This window comes from Geodermatophilus obscurus DSM 43160, from assembly GCF_000025345.1.
GTDB lineage: Bacteria > Actinomycetota > Actinomycetes > Mycobacteriales > Geodermatophilaceae > Geodermatophilus > Geodermatophilus obscurus.
Window position 1 is genome coordinate 2,200,424 of the sequence record NC_013757.1, and the last position, 16,178, is coordinate 2,216,601.

17 protein-coding genes are annotated in these 16,178 nt (G+C 73.0%); 12 read left to right on the plus strand and 5 right to left on the minus strand.

The features are described 5' to 3' along the window. Window positions 1-28 precede the first annotated feature (28 nt). Window positions 29-1,045, plus strand: a complete 1,017-nt coding sequence (locus tag GOBS_RS10340) for a DNA topoisomerase IB (protein ID WP_012948236.1) — start codon at window positions 29-31, stop codon at window positions 1,043-1,045. Window positions 1,046-1,146: 101 nt separating this feature from the next. Here the strand turns inward: GOBS_RS10340 and GOBS_RS10345 are convergent, their stop codons facing one another. Continuing rightward, window positions 1,147-1,545, minus strand: a complete 399-nt coding sequence (locus GOBS_RS10345) for an STAS domain-containing protein (protein ID WP_049788218.1) — start codon at window positions 1,543-1,545, stop codon at window positions 1,147-1,149. A 325-nt stretch (window positions 1,546-1,870) separates the two neighbouring features. Further along, window positions 1,871-2,404 carry a hypothetical protein gene (locus tag GOBS_RS10350; protein ID WP_012948238.1) on the minus strand — a complete coding sequence of 178 codons (534 nt, stop codon included), beginning with the start codon at window positions 2,402-2,404 and terminating at the stop codon, window positions 1,871-1,873. Window positions 2,405-2,594: 190 nt separating this feature from the next. Here GOBS_RS10350 and GOBS_RS10355 point away from each other — a divergent pair, with 190 nt between their 5' ends. The 5 genes from GOBS_RS10355 (at window position 2,595) to purU (ending at window position 7,640) form a co-directional block, all read left to right on the plus strand. Continuing rightward, window positions 2,595-3,170: a DUF1360 domain-containing protein gene (locus GOBS_RS10355; protein WP_041242129.1), complete on the plus strand. Its 576-nt coding sequence runs from the start codon at window positions 2,595-2,597 to the stop codon at window positions 3,168-3,170. A 132-nt stretch (window positions 3,171-3,302) separates the two neighbouring features. Further along, window positions 3,303-4,334 (plus strand): non-homologous end joining protein Ku, encoded by a 1,032-nt coding sequence (ku, locus tag GOBS_RS10360; protein WP_012948240.1) that lies wholly within the window; start codon window positions 3,303-3,305, stop codon window positions 4,332-4,334. A 1-nt stretch (window position 4,335) separates the two neighbouring features. Continuing rightward, window positions 4,336-5,646, plus strand: coding sequence for a non-homologous end-joining DNA ligase (gene ligD, locus GOBS_RS10365; protein ID WP_012948241.1), 1,311 nt, complete (start codon window positions 4,336-4,338; stop codon window positions 5,644-5,646). A gap of 25 nt (window positions 5,647-5,671) precedes the next feature. Beyond that, window positions 5,672-6,592, plus strand: a complete 921-nt coding sequence (gene ligD / locus GOBS_RS10370; protein WP_012948242.1) for a non-homologous end-joining DNA ligase — start codon at window positions 5,672-5,674, stop codon at window positions 6,590-6,592. Window positions 6,593-6,746: 154 nt separating this feature from the next. Beyond that, window positions 6,747-7,640: a formyltetrahydrofolate deformylase gene (gene purU, locus GOBS_RS10375; protein ID WP_012948243.1), complete on the plus strand. Its 894-nt coding sequence runs from the start codon at window positions 6,747-6,749 to the stop codon at window positions 7,638-7,640. 23 nt (window positions 7,641-7,663) lie between these two features. On the opposite strand, the gene GOBS_RS10380 is transcribed toward purU, so the two are convergent. Next, the gene (locus GOBS_RS10380) at window positions 7,664-8,551 is read right to left on the minus strand and encodes an IS5 family transposase (RefSeq protein WP_012947386.1); all 888 of its coding nucleotides are present in this window, start codon (window positions 8,549-8,551) and stop codon (window positions 7,664-7,666) included. 286 nt (window positions 8,552-8,837) lie between these two features. Between GOBS_RS10380 and GOBS_RS10385 the strand changes: the two genes are divergently transcribed. The 3 genes from GOBS_RS10385 to GOBS_RS10395 all read left to right on the plus strand — a co-directional run bounded on the left by GOBS_RS10385 (window position 8,838) and on the right by GOBS_RS10395 (window position 12,479). After that, complete coding sequence (locus tag GOBS_RS10385; protein ID WP_012948244.1) at window positions 8,838-9,311, plus strand: Fur family transcriptional regulator; 474 nt, start codon at window positions 8,838-8,840, stop codon at window positions 9,309-9,311. After that, window positions 9,308-10,975, plus strand: a complete 1,668-nt coding sequence (locus GOBS_RS10390) for a catalase (RefSeq protein ID WP_012948245.1) — start codon at window positions 9,308-9,310, stop codon at window positions 10,973-10,975. Before GOBS_RS10385 ends, GOBS_RS10390 begins: the two co-directional genes overlap by 4 nt. A gap of 169 nt (window positions 10,976-11,144) precedes the next feature. Beyond that, a complete protein-coding gene (locus GOBS_RS10395; protein WP_012948246.1) occupies window positions 11,145-12,479 on the plus strand; it encodes an MFS transporter in 1,335 nt (444 codons plus the stop codon). 6 nt (window positions 12,480-12,485) lie between these two features. Here the strand turns inward: GOBS_RS10395 and GOBS_RS10400 are convergent, their stop codons facing one another. Together GOBS_RS10400 and GOBS_RS10405 are read right to left on the minus strand one after the other, a co-directional pair. Further along, complete coding sequence (locus tag GOBS_RS10400; protein WP_012948247.1) at window positions 12,486-13,436, minus strand: proteasome assembly chaperone family protein; 951 nt, start codon at window positions 13,434-13,436, stop codon at window positions 12,486-12,488. Between the two features lie 78 nt (window positions 13,437-13,514). Next, on the minus strand, window positions 13,515-14,861 hold the full coding sequence (locus GOBS_RS10405) for an AI-2E family transporter (protein WP_208104422.1): 1,347 nt from the start codon (window positions 14,859-14,861) through the stop codon (window positions 13,515-13,517). Window positions 14,862-15,092: 231 nt separating this feature from the next. Between GOBS_RS10405 and GOBS_RS10410 the strand changes: the two genes are divergently transcribed. From GOBS_RS10410 to GOBS_RS27330, 3 genes are read left to right on the plus strand one after another with little or no spacing between them, the layout of a single operon-like run. Beyond that, window positions 15,093-15,407, plus strand: a complete 315-nt coding sequence (locus tag GOBS_RS10410) for a PPOX class F420-dependent oxidoreductase (protein WP_243697696.1) — start codon at window positions 15,093-15,095, stop codon at window positions 15,405-15,407. A gap of 38 nt (window positions 15,408-15,445) precedes the next feature. Beyond that, window positions 15,446-16,033, plus strand: a complete 588-nt coding sequence (locus GOBS_RS10415; protein ID WP_012948249.1) for a hypothetical protein — start codon at window positions 15,446-15,448, stop codon at window positions 16,031-16,033. Next, window positions 16,030-16,176: a hypothetical protein gene (locus GOBS_RS27330; RefSeq protein ID WP_012948250.1), complete on the plus strand. Its 147-nt coding sequence runs from the start codon at window positions 16,030-16,032 to the stop codon at window positions 16,174-16,176. Before GOBS_RS10415 ends, GOBS_RS27330 begins: the two co-directional genes overlap by 4 nt. The last annotated feature ends 2 nt before the right edge of the window (window positions 16,177-16,178 follow it).

The following is a 16,178-nucleotide window of genomic DNA, read 5'->3' on the forward strand; positions in this document are numbered from 1 at the left end:
GGATGCCGGCGGTGCCCATCCTCTGGGCGTGAGACTCCGCCGCAGCGACGTGCACGGCCCCGGATGGCGGCGCCGGCGCGCCGGCCGCGGCTTCGCGTACTACGACTCCGCCGGTGCCCTCATCAGGGACGAGCGCCTCGACCGGCTCCGCTCGCTGGCCATCCCGCCCGCCTGGAAGGACGTCTGGATCTGCCCGTGGCCCAACGGCCACATCCAGGCCACCGGTGTGGACGCCGCGGGTCGCCGGCAGTACCGGTACCACGAGGAGTGGCGGGCGCGGCGGGACGCCGAGAAGCACGAGCGGGTGCTCGAGATCGCCCACCAGCTGCCCGACGTGCGCGACGCCGTCGTCCAGGCGATCCGGGGCGGGGGGCTGACCCGGGAGCGGGTGCTGGCCGCCGCCGTCCGGCTGCTGGACCTGGGGGCCTTCCGCGTCGGCAGCGAGCAGTACGCCGAGGACAACGGCACCTACGGGCTGGCCACGCTGCGCCGGGATCACGTGCGGGTCCGCGGCGAGCAGGTGTTCTTCTCCTACAACGCCAAGGGTGGCATCGAGCGGGAGCTGGAGCTCACCGACAAGCCGACCGCGGACGTCGTCCGGGAGCTGCTGAAGCGGCCCGAGGAGGGCGAGGAGCTGCTCGGCTACTGGGTGCAGGGCCCGGACGGCGAGCGGGTGTGGCACGACGTGACCAGCACCGAGGTGAACGCCTACCTCAAGGAGATCAGCGACGCGGAGATCACCGCCAAGGACTTCCGCACCTGGAACGCCACCGTGCTGATGGCCACGACGCTGGCCGCTGCGCCGGAGCCGGCGACGAGGACTGCCCGCAAGCGGGTGCTCAAGGAGGCCTACGAGCGGGTGTCGGAGACGCTGGGCAACACGCCGGCGGTCTGCAAGGCCAGCTACGTCGACCCGCGGGTGGTCGACCGCTTCGAGAACGGGGACACCGTGGCGCACGCCCTGCACGAGGCGGCGGAGGCGCCGGACGACCGGACGGCCCAGCAGGTGCTCGAGCAGGCGGTCTGCCAGCTGCTCAGCGCCTGACGACGAGAGGCCCCGCCGGAGCGGGGCCTCTCGTCAGTGCTGTGGCTCTCTGCAGGGGCCCACCGCGAGCGTGCGAGCGGTGGGGGCCGGGGGGTCCTTCTTCAGCGGGCGCTGCCGTCGACGATGGTGAACAGGTCGATCAGGCCGGTGACCTCGAGCGGGCGGGTGACGGCGCGCGTGGTGGCGATGAGACGGAGGTCGACGTCGCGGGAGCGGGCCGACTTCTGCGTCTCCACGAGGACCGCCAGGCCGGCGGAGCCCAGGAACTGGACACCGGACAGGTCGATGACCAGGGTCTGGGGCTGCTGCTCGAGCTGGGTGTCCAGCGACGACCGGAGCACCGGGGCGGTGAACGTGTCCACTTCGCCGACGACCGTCACCGTGACCACGCCGTCCTCGCCGGTGGAGGTCGAGAGCGTGATCACGTCGTCGAAGGGTGCCTCCGTGCCCTCGGTCGACACGTCGGGCTGCCCCTCGGCAGGCAGGTCGGATGTGGTCACGGGCTGAGCTCCTCTCAACGGCAGTACCCGGCGGCACGACCGCCCGGTCAATCTACCGCTGCGCGGCCTCCCGGATGTCGTGGCCCCCGGACACGCACGTCGTCGTTCGTGTCCGCGCCGGGCGGTTCCCCGGCACGACCGCGGCTGCCTGCTCAACCGCAACCCCAACGTAGACATCCGAGGTCGAACGCGCCAACCCACCCCGGCGACCGCCACCGACTCGTGACGCCGTGCCCCCGTCCGGGGGACGGGCACGGCGCACGAGTGGGTGGTGGAGCCGGCCGGGTCGGGACGGGCTCCTCCGCCGAGGGCTGGGGGTCCTCCCTCAGTCCACGACGTGCATGGCCGACTCCTCCGGACCCTCGCCGCCGACCACCGGGTCGAGGCTGGCCTCGACGTCGTCGGCGGTGCGGTTGGTGCCGGAGTCGGTGTCCGGGGTGGTGTCGTAGTCCTGCTCGAGCTGGCCGAGGCCACGGCCCGGGTCCTCGGCGGGGCGCACGTCCGGGACGTCGTCGGAGATCTCCTCCTCCAGGCGCCCGGACAGCGACTTGCCCTCGGACTGCTCGAACGCGGTCGTGCCGAAGCCGACGGTCCGGTGGCTCTCCCGGTCGCCCGGCTCGGGGGCGAACTGCGGGTCCTCGGAGCGCTGCATGGTCGGGAAGTCGTCCTGGGAGACGTCCGGGACGCCGTTGTCCTCCGGGAAGACGTCCCGGGCGGTCTGGCCCTCGGGTCCGGTGGCTCCGGTGTCGCCGCGGACGTCGTCGCGGGTGCCGGTGAGGCCCCGCTCGTCGTCGGGGAACTCGCTGTCGTTGAGGGCGGAGTGGACGGCTCCGCGGTCGGTCGGGTCCGGCTCGGTCATGGGGTTGCCTCCGTTCTGCGTGCGTCCGCCGTGCGCACGCGCGTCCATCCCGTGGACGGGGGGCCGGTCGGGTGACCGGCGTCGTGATCTCGCCCTACCCCTCGGACCCTGCCCCATGCGTGAGCCGACTCGCGGACACCGGTCGGGCGCGTTTCGCATGGCCTCCGCGGCAGTGGGTAGCCCGATCGCCATGGCTCTCGCAGACGACCTCCAGCGGATCGGGGCCCCGGTCCGCCGGTGGGCCCGCCACCAGCAGCGCGAGTACACGCAGGGCGAGCCGCGCCCGCTGGCCGGTGATCTCGGTGCGATGGGCGTCTACCTCGGTCTGGTGTCGACCGCCGCGGCCGCCGTCCGCGCCTCGGGCAAGGAACTGCCCGATCGGATCCCACCGGGCGATGCGGCACTGCTGGCGGTGGCCACCTTCCGGCTGGCCCGGCGGATCGCCAAGGACCCGGTGACCAGCCCGCTCCGGGCGCCCTTCACGACCTTCCAGGGTCCGTCGGGCCACGCGGAGGTCGCCGAGGAGGTCCGGGAGCACGGTGGGGTCAAGCACGCCGTTGGCGAGCTGCTCACCTGCCCGTTCTGCCTGGCGCAGTGGGTGGCGACCGCGCTGGTCTTCGGTTACGTGACCGCGCCCAAGGCCACCCGCCTGGCCGCCCTCACCATGACCCTGGTCGCCGGCTCCGACGTCCTGCAGTTCGTGTACGACTCCATCCAGAACGGCGCGCTCGCCCCCGGCGGCGAGGAGGAGGCCGGCGTGCAGTGACTCCTCCGTCCGGAGGAGGCGGCGCCGCTCGACCTGCCGGAGGGCTGGTAGCGGTCCTATCCTGGTGATCTTGACCGCACCGGCCTTCCCCGCCCGCGGTCCACGGACGGGTGACTCGACGGGAGCACGGGCATGCGGTCGATCTGGCGCGGGGCGGTGTCCTTCGGCCTGGTCAGCATCGGCGTGAAGCTGTACACGGCCACCGAGGACCACGACATCCGGTTCAACCAGGTGCACGCCACCGACGGCGGGCGCATCAGGTACCGGCGGGTGTGCTCGATCGACGGCGCGGAGGTCGAGTACTCCGAGATCGCCAAGGGCTACGAGCTGCCCGACGGCCAGCTGGTGGTGCTCACCGACGAGGACTTCGAGGAGCTGCCACTGGCCAGCCGGCGGGAGATCGAGGTCCTGCAGTTCGTCGACCAGGACGAGATCGACCCGATCCAGTACGAGAAGACCTACTACCTGGAGCCCGATCCCTCGGCGACCCGCCCGTACGTGCTGCTGCGCGACGCGCTGGACAACGCCGGCCGGGTCGCCATCACCAAGATCGCCATCCGGTCGCGGGAGTCGCTGGCGGCGCTGCGCGTGAAGGACGGCGTGATGGTGCTGCACACCATGCGCTGGCCCGATGAGATCCGCCGTCCGGACTTCGCCTTCCTCGACGAGGACGTCGCCGTCCGGCCGCAGGAGCTGCAGATGGCCGAGGCGCTGATCGGGTCGATGACCGGGGCGTTCGACCCCACCGAGTTCACCGACGACTACCGCGAGGCGATGGCCGAGCTGCTCGAGGCCAAGCAGAGCGGCGGCGAGGTGCAGCCGCTGCCGGAGACCGCCGAGTCCGGCGCGGCCGTCGTCGACCTGATGAGCGCGCTGCGCCGCAGCGTGGAGGCCGCCCGCGGTGGCGCCTCCGCCGAGGAGGCCCCGGCGGAGCGGGCACCGGCCAAGAAGGCGACCGCGGCGCGCAAGGCCACGCGGGCCGCCGACGAGGACGCCGCGCCGGCTCGCCGGACGACGGCGAGGAAGACCGCCGCCGCCGAGCGGGCCACTCCGGCGAAGCGGGCCACCCCGGCGAAGAAGGCCACCGCGGCCAAGAAGGCGACCGCGGCCGGGAAGGCCACCGCCGAGAAGGCGCCGGCCAAGCGGGCCCGCCGCACCGCCTGAGGTGCCGACCCGGGGGAGCGCCCGGCGGCCCACCCCGCCGGCCGGGGAGCCGTTCGTCGTCACCGAGCACCCGTCCAGCGGCGCCGAGCTGCGGCTGGAGCGGAACGGCGTGCCGTGCTGCTGGGACCTGCCGGAGGGGCCACCCGCCGCGCGGGGCCGGGCGCTGCCCGCCGTCCCCACCATGGGTGGGGACGGGGGCGGGCTGCCGACCTGGGACGCCGGCCGCTACGCCGTCGAGCAGTGGACCGACGACCGCGTCGTCGTGGTCCTCGCCGGGCGGCGGCTGCGGGGCCGGCACGTCCTCTTCCGGTCGCCCGACGGCGGCTGGTCCGTCCGCGCGCTGGACGCCCCGGCGGAGGGGGCGCCCCTGGTCCCGATGCTCGCCACCGCGGGGGAGCTGCCGCCGTCCGCGCAGGACCACGACTGGGGCTACGAATTCAAGTGGGACGGCGTCCGGGCGCTGGCCGTCGTCGAGGCCGGCGGGCTCGCGCTCTGGGCCCGCAGCGGCACCGACATCACCGTCCGTTATCCCGAACTGAGCCTTCCGACAGCCCTGACCGGCCACGACGCCGTCGTCGACGGGGAAGTGGTCGCCCTCGACGCGCGCGGCAGGCCGGACTTCGGCGCGCTTCAGGGGCGGATGCACCGCACCGGCCCCGAGGTGCGCCGGATGGCCGCGACCACCCCGGTGACCTACCTGGTGTTCGACCTGCTCGCGTGGGAGGGCGAGAGCCTGCTCGCGCTGCCGTACGCGCAACGCCGCGAGCGGCTGGAGGCGCTGGGCGTCGCCGGCGAGCGGTGGGTGCCCACGCCCTGGTTCCGCGGCGGTGGAGCCGCGGTGCTGGCCGCCAGCCGCGACAACGGACTGGAGGGGATCGTCGCCAAGCGGCTGGACTCGCCGTACCGCCCCGGCCTCCGGGGGCCGGACTGGCGCAAGGTGAAGAACGTCCGGACGCAGGCGGTCGTCGTCGGCGGCTGGCGGCCCGGGCAGGGCCGGCGGGCGGGGGGAGTGGGGTCGCTGCTCGTGGGGGTGCACGACGACGCCGGACGGCTGGTCTACGCCGGGCACGTCGGCACCGGCTTCACCGCCGCGGCCCTCGCGGAGCTCCAGCCGCTCTTCACGCCGGCCCACCGCCCGCCGTTCGCCGACGCACTGCCCCGCGAGGTCACCCGCGACGCGCGCTGGGTGGCGCCGGAGCTGGTCGGCGAGGTGGCGTTCGCCGCGTGGACCGCCGACGGCCGGATGCGCCACCCGTCGTGGCGAGGGCTGCGCGACGACCTGGCGCCGGAGGACGTGGTCGAGGAGTGGTGACCTGCCGGCGGGTACAGGAGACCGCGTGAGCCGGCAGCTGGTGCGCGTGGACGGGCGGCAGCTGCACGTGTCCAACCTGGAGAAGGTCCTCTTCCCCGAGGTGTCCTTCACCAAGGCCCAGGTCATCGACTACTACGTGCGGATCGCGCCGGTGCTGCTGCCGCACCTGTCCGGCCGGCCGGTGACCTTCTCCCGGTGGCCCGACGGGGTCGAGGGTCAGGCGTTCTTCGAGAAGAACAGCGCCCGGCACGCCCCCGACTGGGTGCGGAAGGTGACCGTGCCCAGCCCCGGCAGCTCGCGGGGGCGCGAGACCCTCGACATGGTCATCCTCGAGACCGTCGCCGACCTCGCGTGGGCGGCCAACCTGGCCGCCCTGGAGCTGCACGTGCCGCAGTGGCAGGTCGGCAGCCGGCTGCAGCCGGCGCTGCCGGACCTGCTCGTGCTCGACCTCGACCCCGGTCCGGACGCCGGCATCCTCGAGTGCTGCGAGGTCGCCGACCGGCTGCGCGAGTGGCTGGTCGACGACGGCCTGGACCCCGTGGTCAAGACGTCGGGGTCCAAGGGCATGCAGGTGTACGCGCCGATCCGGGTGACCGACCGCGAGCACCCCAGCCGGTACGCCAAGGCGCTGGCGCAGCAGCTGTCGGCCGAGACGCCCGACCGCGTGGTGTGGCGGATGGAGAAGGTGCTGCGGCCGGGCAAGGTGCTCATCGACTGGAGCCAGAACAACCCGGCCAAGACGACGGTCGCCCCGTACTCGCTGCGCGCCCGGCCCGACGCGACGGTGTCCACCCCGATCGGCTGGGACGAGGTCGAGGCCGTGCTCGACGGCGCCGACCCCGGCGCGCTGCGCTTCCGCACCGAGGACGTGCTGGCCCGGGTCGAGGACTACGGCGACCTGTTCGACATCGCCGGGGCGCAGCGCGCCGTCCTGCCCTCGGCGTGAAGCCACGTGGGCCGGCCGCGGCGCCCTGCCGCCCGCGATGATCATGCAGACGCGGGGGCGACACGCCAGGCCGCCCCGGTGTGTCGCCCCGCAGATCCACGATCGCCCGAGGCGTCGTCCGCGGGGCGGGGCGGGCCTGGCATCCTCGCTTCCCGTGTCCGCTGAACTGTCGGCCCCCGGCCCGCACGACGACCGGCTCGACGACGTCGGGCGCCTCGTCGTCCGCTGCCCCGACCGGCCCGGGATCGTCGCCGTCGTCAGCGGGCTGATGGCCGACGTCGGGGCGAACATCATCGACTCGCAGCAGCACTCCTCCGACCCGGTGGGTGGCACGTTCACGCTGCGGCTGGAGTTCTTCCTCGCCGACCTGACCGCCCGGCGCCAGCAGCTCGAGGGCGCGCTGGCCCTGCTCGCGCAGCAGTGGCAGTTCACCTGGCGGCTGACCGAGGCCGCGCACCGGCCCCGGCTGGCGGTGTTCGTCTCCAGGACCGACCACGTGCTGCAGGAGCTGCTCTACCGGGTCCGCGCGGGCGACCTGCGCGCCGAGATCGCCGCCGTCGTCTCCAACCACCCCGACCTCGAGCCGGTCGCCCGCGGCGCCGGCGTCCCGTTCCACCACGTGCCGGTGACGCCGGAGACCAAGGCGGAGGCCGAGGCGCGGGCGCTGGAGCTGATCGGGGACGTCGACCTCGTCGTGCTCGCCCGCTACATGCAGATCGTCTCGGCCGACTTCTGCAGCCGGTTCCCGGAGCGGCTGATCAACATCCACCACAGCTTCCTGCCGGCCTTCGTCGGGGCGAACCCCTACCGGGCGGCGCACGACCGCGGCGTGAAGCTGATCGGGGCGACCGCCCACTACGTGACGCCGGAGCTCGACGCCGGGCCGATCATCGAGCAGGAGGTCGCCCGCGTGGACCACCGCGCGACGGTCGAGGACATGCGCCGCATCGGCCGCTACGTCGAGCGCCAGGTGCTGGCCCAGGCGGTCACCTGGCACGTGGAGGACCGCGTCATCGTGGACGGGGAGAAGACGATCGTCTTCGCCTGAGAGGGTGTTGGGTAACCGCCTGACTACTGGTCTCTGTCGAGATCCTTGGCGAGGCGACGGGCAGCTTCGGTCTCGATGGCGCCGTGGGGTTGGCGGTCCTCACCGGCCAGGCGGGCGGCCATCAGCCGGATCATCGCCACCTTGATCATGGCCTCGGCGTGACTGGTCTTGCGTTCGTAGTCGCGTGCCAACCGTCTGCACCTCGTCAGCCAGCCGAAGGTCCGCTCCACCACCCAGCGGCGGGGCAGCACCTGAAAGCCCCTGCGGTCAGCGTTGCGCGCCACGGCCACTATTTCGAGGTCTTCGGCGCGCCGGGCCCAACCGACCAGCCCGGCATCGACCACGTTGACGTAACCGCCGTCGACCCAGACCAGCGCCAGCAGCGGGAACAACGCATGGATGCCGGTCAGCACCTGCCGGGCGCCGGCGCGGTCTTGCACGCTGGCCGAGTGCACCACCGCGCGCAGCAGCAGGCCGCCGGTGTCGACCAGTAGATGCCGTTTGCGGCCGCGTACCCGCTTGCCGGCGTCGTAGCCGATGGCCTCCCCGCCCTCGGCGCTGCGCGCGGACTGCGAATCCAGCACCGCCGCCGACGGCTGCACGGTGCGTCCCTCCCGGGCCCGCAGTCGATCGCGCAACTGGTCGTGCACCCGGTCCCAGGTGCCATCGGCGCTCCAGGCGCGGAACCATCGATAGGCCGCGTCCCAGGGCGCCAGGTCATGCGGCACCTGACGCCAGGCGCAGCCACTGACCAGCACGTACAGGATCGTGTCGAGCACCAGCCGGCGGTCGTACGTCAGCGGCCGCCCACCGCGCCGAGGATCACGAACCGGCAGCAGCGGCTCGACCACCGCCCACTGCGCATCGGTCAGCGAACTGGGATACGCCTCCCGATCCAGGCATTCGCACATTCACCTGGACCATCACCGGCCGACCATCCCCATCGGGTTGCCACGCCGGGCGCGCACCTGATCCGGCCAGACCGGCACCCGAGGTGGTCGGTCAGTTACCCAACACCCTCTGAGGGAGGACCCCTTCGCCCCCACCGGTCGCGAGCTCGTGGCGGGCCCCTGCAGAGGGGCCGCTCCAGCACGTCACCGAGCTCGCGGCGAGCCTCTGGACGGGGCCGGGCGTCACCCGTTCCTCGGCGGTCCTCTAATTTGACTCGTTAAAGAAAACCGTGTTGGCTGGGTCGTGATGGAGGCGACCTGGCAGGAGCAGCTCCGCACGGTGGGGCTGCGCGTCACGCGGCCCCGGCTGTCGGTGCTGCAGGTGCTCGCCGAGCGTCCCCACGCGGACGTCGACACCATCGTCACCGCGGCCCGTGCCGTGCACCCCACGTTGTCGCCCCAGGCGGTCTACGGGGTGCTCCAGGCGCTCGTCTCCAGCGGCCTGGCCCGCCGGATCGAGCCGGCGGGCGCACCCGCGCTCTTCGAGCTGCGGGTCGGCGACAACCACCACCACCTGGTCTGCCGATCGTGCGGTGCGGTCGCGGACGTCGACTGCGCCGTGGGAGCGGCTCCGTGCCTGACGCCCTCGGACACGGCGGGTTTCGTCGTGGACGAGGCGGAGGTCGTCTTCTGGGGTCTGTGCCGCCAGTGCCGGGTAGAGACACCAGCAGAGACCGCTCAGGTCCTTCAGCACGACAATCGAGGAGGAACGATCGCATGACCGACGTCGCATCGCAGGGCCCTGCTCCGAGTGAGGCCGGCCGTCCGGTCCTGACCAACCGTCAGGGTCACCCGGTTTACGACAACCAGAACCAGCGGACAGTGGGCGCCCGCGGCCCGGCGACGCTGGAGAACTACCAGTTCCTCGAGAAGATCAGCCACTTCGACCGGGAGCGCATCCCGGAGCGCGTGGTGCACGCGCGCGGCTTCGTGGCCTACGGCGAGTTCGAGGCCACCGGCAAGTGGGGCGACGAGCCCATCGAGCGCTACACCCGCGCCAAGCTCTTCAACGCCCCCGGCAAGAAGACCGATCTCGCCATCCGCTTCTCCAGCGTCATCGGCGGCCGGGACTCCTCCGAGGCGGCGCGCGACCCGCGCGGCTTCGCGGTGAAGTTCTACACCGAAGACGGCAACTGGGACATCGTCGGCAACAACCTCGCGGTTTTCTTCATCCGTGACGCCATCAAGTTCCCCGACGTCATCCACTCCCTCAAGCCGGACCCCATCACCTTCCGGCAGGAGCCGGCCCGGATCTTCGACTTCATGTCGCAGACCCCCGAGGCCATGCACATGCTGGTCAACCTGTTCTCCCCGCGCGGCATCCCGTCGGACTACCGGCACATGCAGGGCTTCGGCGTGAACACCTACAAGTGGGTCAACGCCCAGGGTGAGACCGTCCTGGTGAAGTACCACTGGATCCCCAAGCAGGGCGTCAAGAGCCTGACGGCGGCCGACGCCGCGGCGATCCAGGCCAACGACCTGGGTCACGCCTCCAAGGACCTCTACGAGGCCATCGAGCGCGGCGACTTCCCCCAGTGGGACCTCTACGTCCAGATGATGAGCGACGACGAGCACCCCGAGCTGGACTTCGACCCGCTGGACGACACGAAGGTCTGGCCGGAGAACGAGTTCGAGCCCAAGCTCGTCGGCACGATGACGCTGAACCGCAACATCACCGACCACCACAACGAGAACGAGCAGAGCGCGTTCGGCACCGGTGTGCTGGTCGACGGTCTCGACTTCTCCGACGACAAGATGCTGGTCGGCCGCACCTTCTCCTACAGCGACACCCAGCGTTACCGGGTGGGCCCGAACTACCTGCAGCTGCCGATCAACTCGGCGAAGGGCGCCCGCGTCGCGACCAACCAGCGCGGCGGCCAGATGTCCTACGGTGTCGACCTCGGTGAGGGTCAGAACCCGCACGTCAACTACGAGCCCTCGGTCATGGGCGGCCTGCGCGAGGCGCAGTACCCCACCCACGACGAGCAGGGGCCGGTCGTCACCGGGCGGCTCACCCGCAAGCGCATCCCCCGGACCAACGACTACACCCAGGCCGGGCAGCGCTACCAGCTCATGGAGCAGTGGGAGAAGGACGACCTGGTGAAGAACCTGGTCGACAACATCGGTGAGGCGGTCCGCGAGGTCCAGGAGCGGATGGTCTGGCACTTCTTCATGTGCGACGACGAGCTCGGCCAGCGGGTCGGCGAGGGGCTGGGCATCACCGCGGACGACGTCCGTGGCCTGGAGCCGCTGCAGACCCAGACGCTGTCGGAGGAGGAGCTGCAGCGCGCGGCCAACCTCGGCAAGAACGGTCCGCGTGACGTCACCGGCCTGAAGATGACGCACACCGTGCCCAACGAGCGGGTCGTGCTCGCCCAGGGCTGACCTCCTCGGCACCACCGAACGCGCGGCGGGCCGCGACCGGGATCCCCCGGTCGCGGCCCGGCTGCGTTCCCGGCCGGTCGCTTCCACTGCCCGGGAGCGCGGGCTGGGTCCGCGTGGCCCGGCTCACCTAGCGTCTCCCCGGGACCGCAGCGTCGCGCCAGGAGGAGACATGAGCAGCACACCGACGAGCACCGGCCGGACCGCGGGACGCCCCGGCGCCGGGAGTCGCGCCGCCGGCTGGGTCGCGCCCCTGTGCTGGATCGCCGTCCTGCTCGACGGCTTCGACCTGGTGGTGGTGGGTACCGTGGTGCCGACCCTCCAGTCGCCGGAGGAGTGGGCGCTGTCCGGCGCCGGGACGACGTTCGTCATCACCATCGGCCTCGTCGGCATGATGATCGGCGCGCTGACGGTCGGGACCTTGACCGACCTCGTGGGCCGGCGCAAGGCGCTGATCGGGGCGGTCGCGGCCTTCTCGCTGCTCACCTTCGCCTGTGCCTTCGCGCCCAACGAGATCGTGTTCGGCGTGCTCCGCTTCCTCGCCGGGATCGGCCTCGGCGGCTGCCTCCCCACAGCCATCGCCATGGTCAACGAGTTCAGCCGCTCCGGCCGCAGCGGCCGCGCGACCACCACGATCATGACCGGCTACCACGTGGGAGCCGTGACGACGGCCGCGCTGGCGATCGTGGTGATCCCGGACCTCGGCTGGCGCTGGATGTTCGTCATCGGCGCGCTGCCCGCGCTGGTCCTGGTCCCGCTCATGCTGCGGCACCTGCCCGAGTCGGCGTCCTACCTCGTCTCCCACGGGCGGCGGGCCGAGGCCGAGGAGATCGCGCACCGGTACGGCCTCGAGCTGGAGACCCCGGCCGCGCGGGTCGCCGAGCACGCGGGAGAGGCCGGCGCGGCGGGTGCCGCCGCCACCGTCCGGACGCTGTTCACCTCGGCCTACGTGCGCAACACCGTCGTCATCGGCATCACGTCGTTCATGGGTCTGCTGCTCGTGTACGGCCTGAACAACTGGCTGCCCACGATCATGCGGGAGGCCGAGTACGAACTCGGTGCCGCGCTGGCCTTCCTCCTCGTGCTCAACGTCGGCGCCATCGTCGGACTGCTCGTCGCGGGAGCCGTCGCCGACCGGATCGGCGCCCGGGCCGCGGGGATGGTCTGGTTCACCGGGGCCGCGGTCTTCCTGGCGCTGCTGTCGATCAGGCTCCCGATCGTCGGCATCTACGCCATGGTGTTCCTGACCGGGTGCTTCGTCTTCAGCGCCCAGGTGCTGGTCTACGCGTTCGTCAGCGCCAACCACCCGCCGCAGGTCCGCGCGACGGCGCTGGGCTGGTCGGCCGGCGCCGGCCGGGTCGGCGCCATCGTCGGGCCGACCATCACCGGCGCCCTGTTCGCCGCCGGCAACGCCTTCCCCGGAGGCTTCTACCTCTTCGCCGTCGTCGGCCTGCTCGGGGCCGTCGCCTTCAGCCTGGCCCGGCGCCGGGACACCGTCGTCGGCTGAGCGAGCTCACTCGCCGCGGCGGCGCTCGTGCTCGGCGAGGAAGCGCTCGAGCTCCGCGCCGATCTCGTCGCCGCTGGGTACCTCGCCGATGTCGCTCAACAGGCCGGTGCCCTCGCGGGCGGCGGTGAACTGGTCGAACTGCTGCTCCAGCGCGGCCACGACGGCGGTGTTCTCAGGGGACCGGGCGATCTGCTCGTCGACCTCGCTGCGGTGGGCCTCGGCGGCCTCCCGCAGCGCCTCGGTGGGCAGGTGCAGCCCGGTCAGCCGGGACAGGTGCTCGAGCAGCGTCAGCGACGCCGCCGGGAAGGTCGCCTGCGCCAGGTAGTGCGGCACGTGCGCGGCCACCCCGTAGGCGTCCACGCCGGCCTCGCCCATCCGCAGCTCCAGCAGCGCCGCGACGCTACCGGGAAGCCGCATCTCACCCCAGTAGACCGGGTACTCCGCGATCAGCGAGCGCCGCGTCGCGTGGGCGGTGACGGTGACCGGCCGGGTGTGCGGCACCGGCATCGGGATCGCCTGCAGCGACACGACCGACGTCACGCCGAGCCGCTCGACCAGCCAGCCGACCGCGGCCACGAAGCGCTCCCAGGCGAAGTCCGGCTCCGTGCCGTGCAGCAGCAGGAACGGCTCGCCGGCGTCGTCCTCCAGCGCGTAGAGGAGGAGTTCCGGCGCGGCGAACGACTCGTAGCGGTCGCCGGAGAAGGTCATCCGCGGCCGGTGCGCGCGGTAGTCGACCAGGCTGTCGACGTCGAACCGGGCGACCACCTCGTGCGGCAGCGCGGCGAGCAGGTGGGCCCCGGCCAGCGCCCCGGCCGAGGCTGCGTCGAACTCCCCGGCGACGTCGTGCACCAGCACCAGCCCACGGCGGGCACCGGCCTCGGTGGCCTCGGCCTCGCGGACCAGGAACGGCTCCGCCTCGGGGAGCAGCTCGACGAGCTCCTCCGGTCGCTGCGCCACGGTGTTGCCTCCTCGCGATACGGGTTCACCACCTACAGCTCCCCCCGTGCCGACCGCATTCCCCGAGGCGCGGAGGGGTCAGGCCGGCGGGCGGGCGGGGGTGTCGTCGTCACCGTCCGGGGCGTCGTCCGCGACGGGCCCGGGGGCCGGGGTCGCAACGCGCTCCCGGACGACCGTGGCGCCGGTCTCGTCGCCGGTGACCTGCACCCGGGTGCCGTCGTCGGCGACCTCCGGTGTGCGGCCGTCCAGCTCGTCGCGCACGTACCGGTAGACGACGGCGATGAGCGCGGCCACGGGGACGCCGAGGAACGTGCCGAGGATGCCGTAGAGGCTGCCGCCGGCGGTGACCGCCAGGATGACCACGGCCGCGTGCAGGTTGAGCCCGCGCCCCTGGAGGATCGGCTGCAGCACGTTGCCCTCGAGCTGCTGCACCACGAGAACGATGACGAGCACGATGAGCGCCGTCTGCCAGCCGTTGCTGACCAGGGCGATGAGCACCGCGAAGGCCCCGGCGACGAAGGCACCGATGATCGGGATGAACGCGCCGAAGAAGGTCAGGACGGCGAGGGGCAGCACCAGCGGGACGTCGAGGATCCACAGGCCCAGGCCGATGAAGAAGGCGTCGACGAAGCCGACCAGGGCCTGCTGTCGGATGAACTCCGAGAGGGTGCTCCAGGTCTTGTACGACAGCGCGGCGACGTGCGGTGCCACCTTGGGGCCGGTCTGGGCGGCCAGCCACGGCAGCCAGCGCGGGCCGTCCTTGATGAAGAAGAAGGCCAGCACCAGGGCGAGCACCAGGTTGAGCAGGCCGCTGCCGAGCGCGGAGACGCCGGTCAGCGCGTAGCCGGCGATGTTCTGGGCGTTCCCCTGGATGCTGTCGATGACCTGGTCGACGGCCTGGCCGATCTGGTCCTCGCCGAGGTTCAGCGGCGGACCGGTCACCCACTCCTGCACGTCCTGCAGCCCGGCGGTGGCGGCGTCGGCCAGCTCACCGGTCTGGTCGGCCACCTGCGGGACGATCCAGGAGAACAACCCGGCGACCACGGCGAAGAAGCCCAGCAGCACCACCAGGGCGGCCAGCGCAGGCGGGAAGTGCAACCGGCGCAGCAGCCGGGTCGGCGGCCAGAGCACGGTCGCGAACAGCAGGCCGAGGATGACCGGCAGCAGGATCGGCCACAGCCGGCCGAGCACCCAGCCGACCGCCACGAGCGCAGCGGCGATCAGCAGCAGCTGCGCGGAGGCGATGGCCAGCGCCCGGACGCCCTTCTGCAACCGGGGTCCGCGGTCGGGACTCGGGGCGGGGCTCGCCGTCGTCGCGGCGGTGGCCACCGCCGCGAAATTGGGCGTCCGTCCGCTCGTCGGCGGCGTGTCGCCGGACGGGTCGGCGGACGACGCGCCCGGGCGGCCGGGCATGCGGAGCCTCATGCGGTCGATCACAACACAGGCGAGTACCCCGGAACGGCTCCGGACGATCATGGTGTGGTCGTCGTAACGTCCGGGCCATGCCGAGAACCGCGACCGCCGACCGGGTCGACCGCCTCACCCTCGAGGAGTTCCTCCGTCCCCGCCACAAAGCGGTGCTGGTCACCCGGCGCAGCGAGGGGGGGGCTGCAGCTGTCCCCGGTCACCTGCGGTCTGGACCAGGAGGGGCGGGTCGTGGTCTCGACGTACCCGCAGCGGGCCAAGGCGGCCAACGCGCGGCGCGACCCGTCGGTCTCCCTCTGCGTGCTCTCCGACGACTTCGACGGCCCCTGGGTGCAGGTCGACGGCCGCGCCGAGGTCCTCGACCTGCCCGACGCGCTCGAGCCGCTGGTCGACTACTACCGCGCGATCAGCGGCGAGCACCCCGACTGGGACGAGTACCGGACGGCGATGGCCCGGCAGGGCAAGTCGCTGCTGCGCGTCACGATCGAGCGCTGGGGGCCGATCGCCACGGGTGGCTTCCCCCCGGAGGTCGTCGACCAGTTCTGAGGCTTGCTCCGAGTCAGGAAGGACGTCAGGTTCGCGCGATGCCGTACGTGCTGACCGTCGACCGGCACGACAACCGAGGGGGTCCGGGCCGGGGCACCGGCGTCCTGGGGCGGCTCACGGACGGCGTCCCGACCGTGCTGCCCTTCGAGCGGACGGCGGGCGAGGAGTTCCAGGGCGTGCTGGCCGACCCCGCGGTCGTCGTGGACGTCGTCCTGCGGCTGGTGCGCGAGGGCGGCTGGAGCATCGGCGTCGGGGCCGGCCCGGTGCAGACGCCGCTGCCCGACAGCGCCCGCGCCGGCGCCGGGCCGGCCTACCTCAGCGCCCGCCGGGCGGTCGACGCGGCCAAGCCGCGCAGCGTCCGGCTCGCGGTGCGTGGCGCCGTCCCGCCCGACGCCGGTGACGCGCAGGCGGTGCTGAGCGCGCTGGCCGTCGTCGTGCAGCGGCGCAGCGCCCCGGCGTGGGAGGCGATCGAGCTCGTGCGCGCCGGGCGCACCCAGGCCGACGCCGCCGCCGCGCTCGGCGTCTCCCGGCAGGCGGTGGGCCAGCGGCTGGCCGCGGGGCTGTGGGAGCTGGAGCGCGAGCTGCGGCCGACGGCCGCGCGGCTGCTCACCCGGGCGGCCGGGTGAGCGCCGTCCTCCACGCGGTCGAGGGTCCGGGCTGCGACGCCGAGCTCGAGGCCCCGGCCAACGCCGAGCGGTCCACCACCGGCACGCCGGCCGGCGTGCGGGGGGCGGCGGCGTGCCTCGGCGTCGCGCTGCTGCGCAGCTGACC

Excerpts from the sequence above, each read along its gene's own strand:
- GOBS_RS10415 (WP_012948249.1), top strand. The coding sequence starts at position 15,446 with ATGCCGTACGTGCTGACCGTCGACCGGCACGACAACCGAGGGGGTCCG.
- GOBS_RS10355 (WP_041242129.1), top strand. The coding sequence starts at position 2,595 with ATGGCTCTCGCAGACGACCTCCAGCGGATCGGGGCCCCGGTCCGCCGG.
- GOBS_RS10380 (WP_012947386.1), bottom strand. The coding sequence starts at position 8,551 with ATGTGCGAATGCCTGGATCGGGAGGCGTATCCCAGTTCGCTGACCGAT.
- ku (WP_012948240.1), top strand. The coding sequence starts at position 3,303 with ATGCGGTCGATCTGGCGCGGGGCGGTGTCCTTCGGCCTGGTCAGCATC.
- GOBS_RS10350 (WP_012948238.1), bottom strand. The coding sequence starts at position 2,404 with ATGACCGAGCCGGACCCGACCGACCGCGGAGCCGTCCACTCCGCCCTC.
- GOBS_RS10405 (WP_208104422.1), bottom strand. The coding sequence starts at position 14,861 with ATGAGGCTCCGCATGCCCGGCCGCCCGGGCGCGTCGTCCGCCGACCCG.
- GOBS_RS10395 (WP_012948246.1), top strand. The coding sequence starts at position 11,145 with ATGAGCAGCACACCGACGAGCACCGGCCGGACCGCGGGACGCCCCGGC.
- GOBS_RS10385 (WP_012948244.1), top strand. The coding sequence starts at position 8,838 with ATGGAGGCGACCTGGCAGGAGCAGCTCCGCACGGTGGGGCTGCGCGTC.
- GOBS_RS10390 (WP_012948245.1), top strand. The coding sequence starts at position 9,308 with ATGACCGACGTCGCATCGCAGGGCCCTGCTCCGAGTGAGGCCGGCCGT.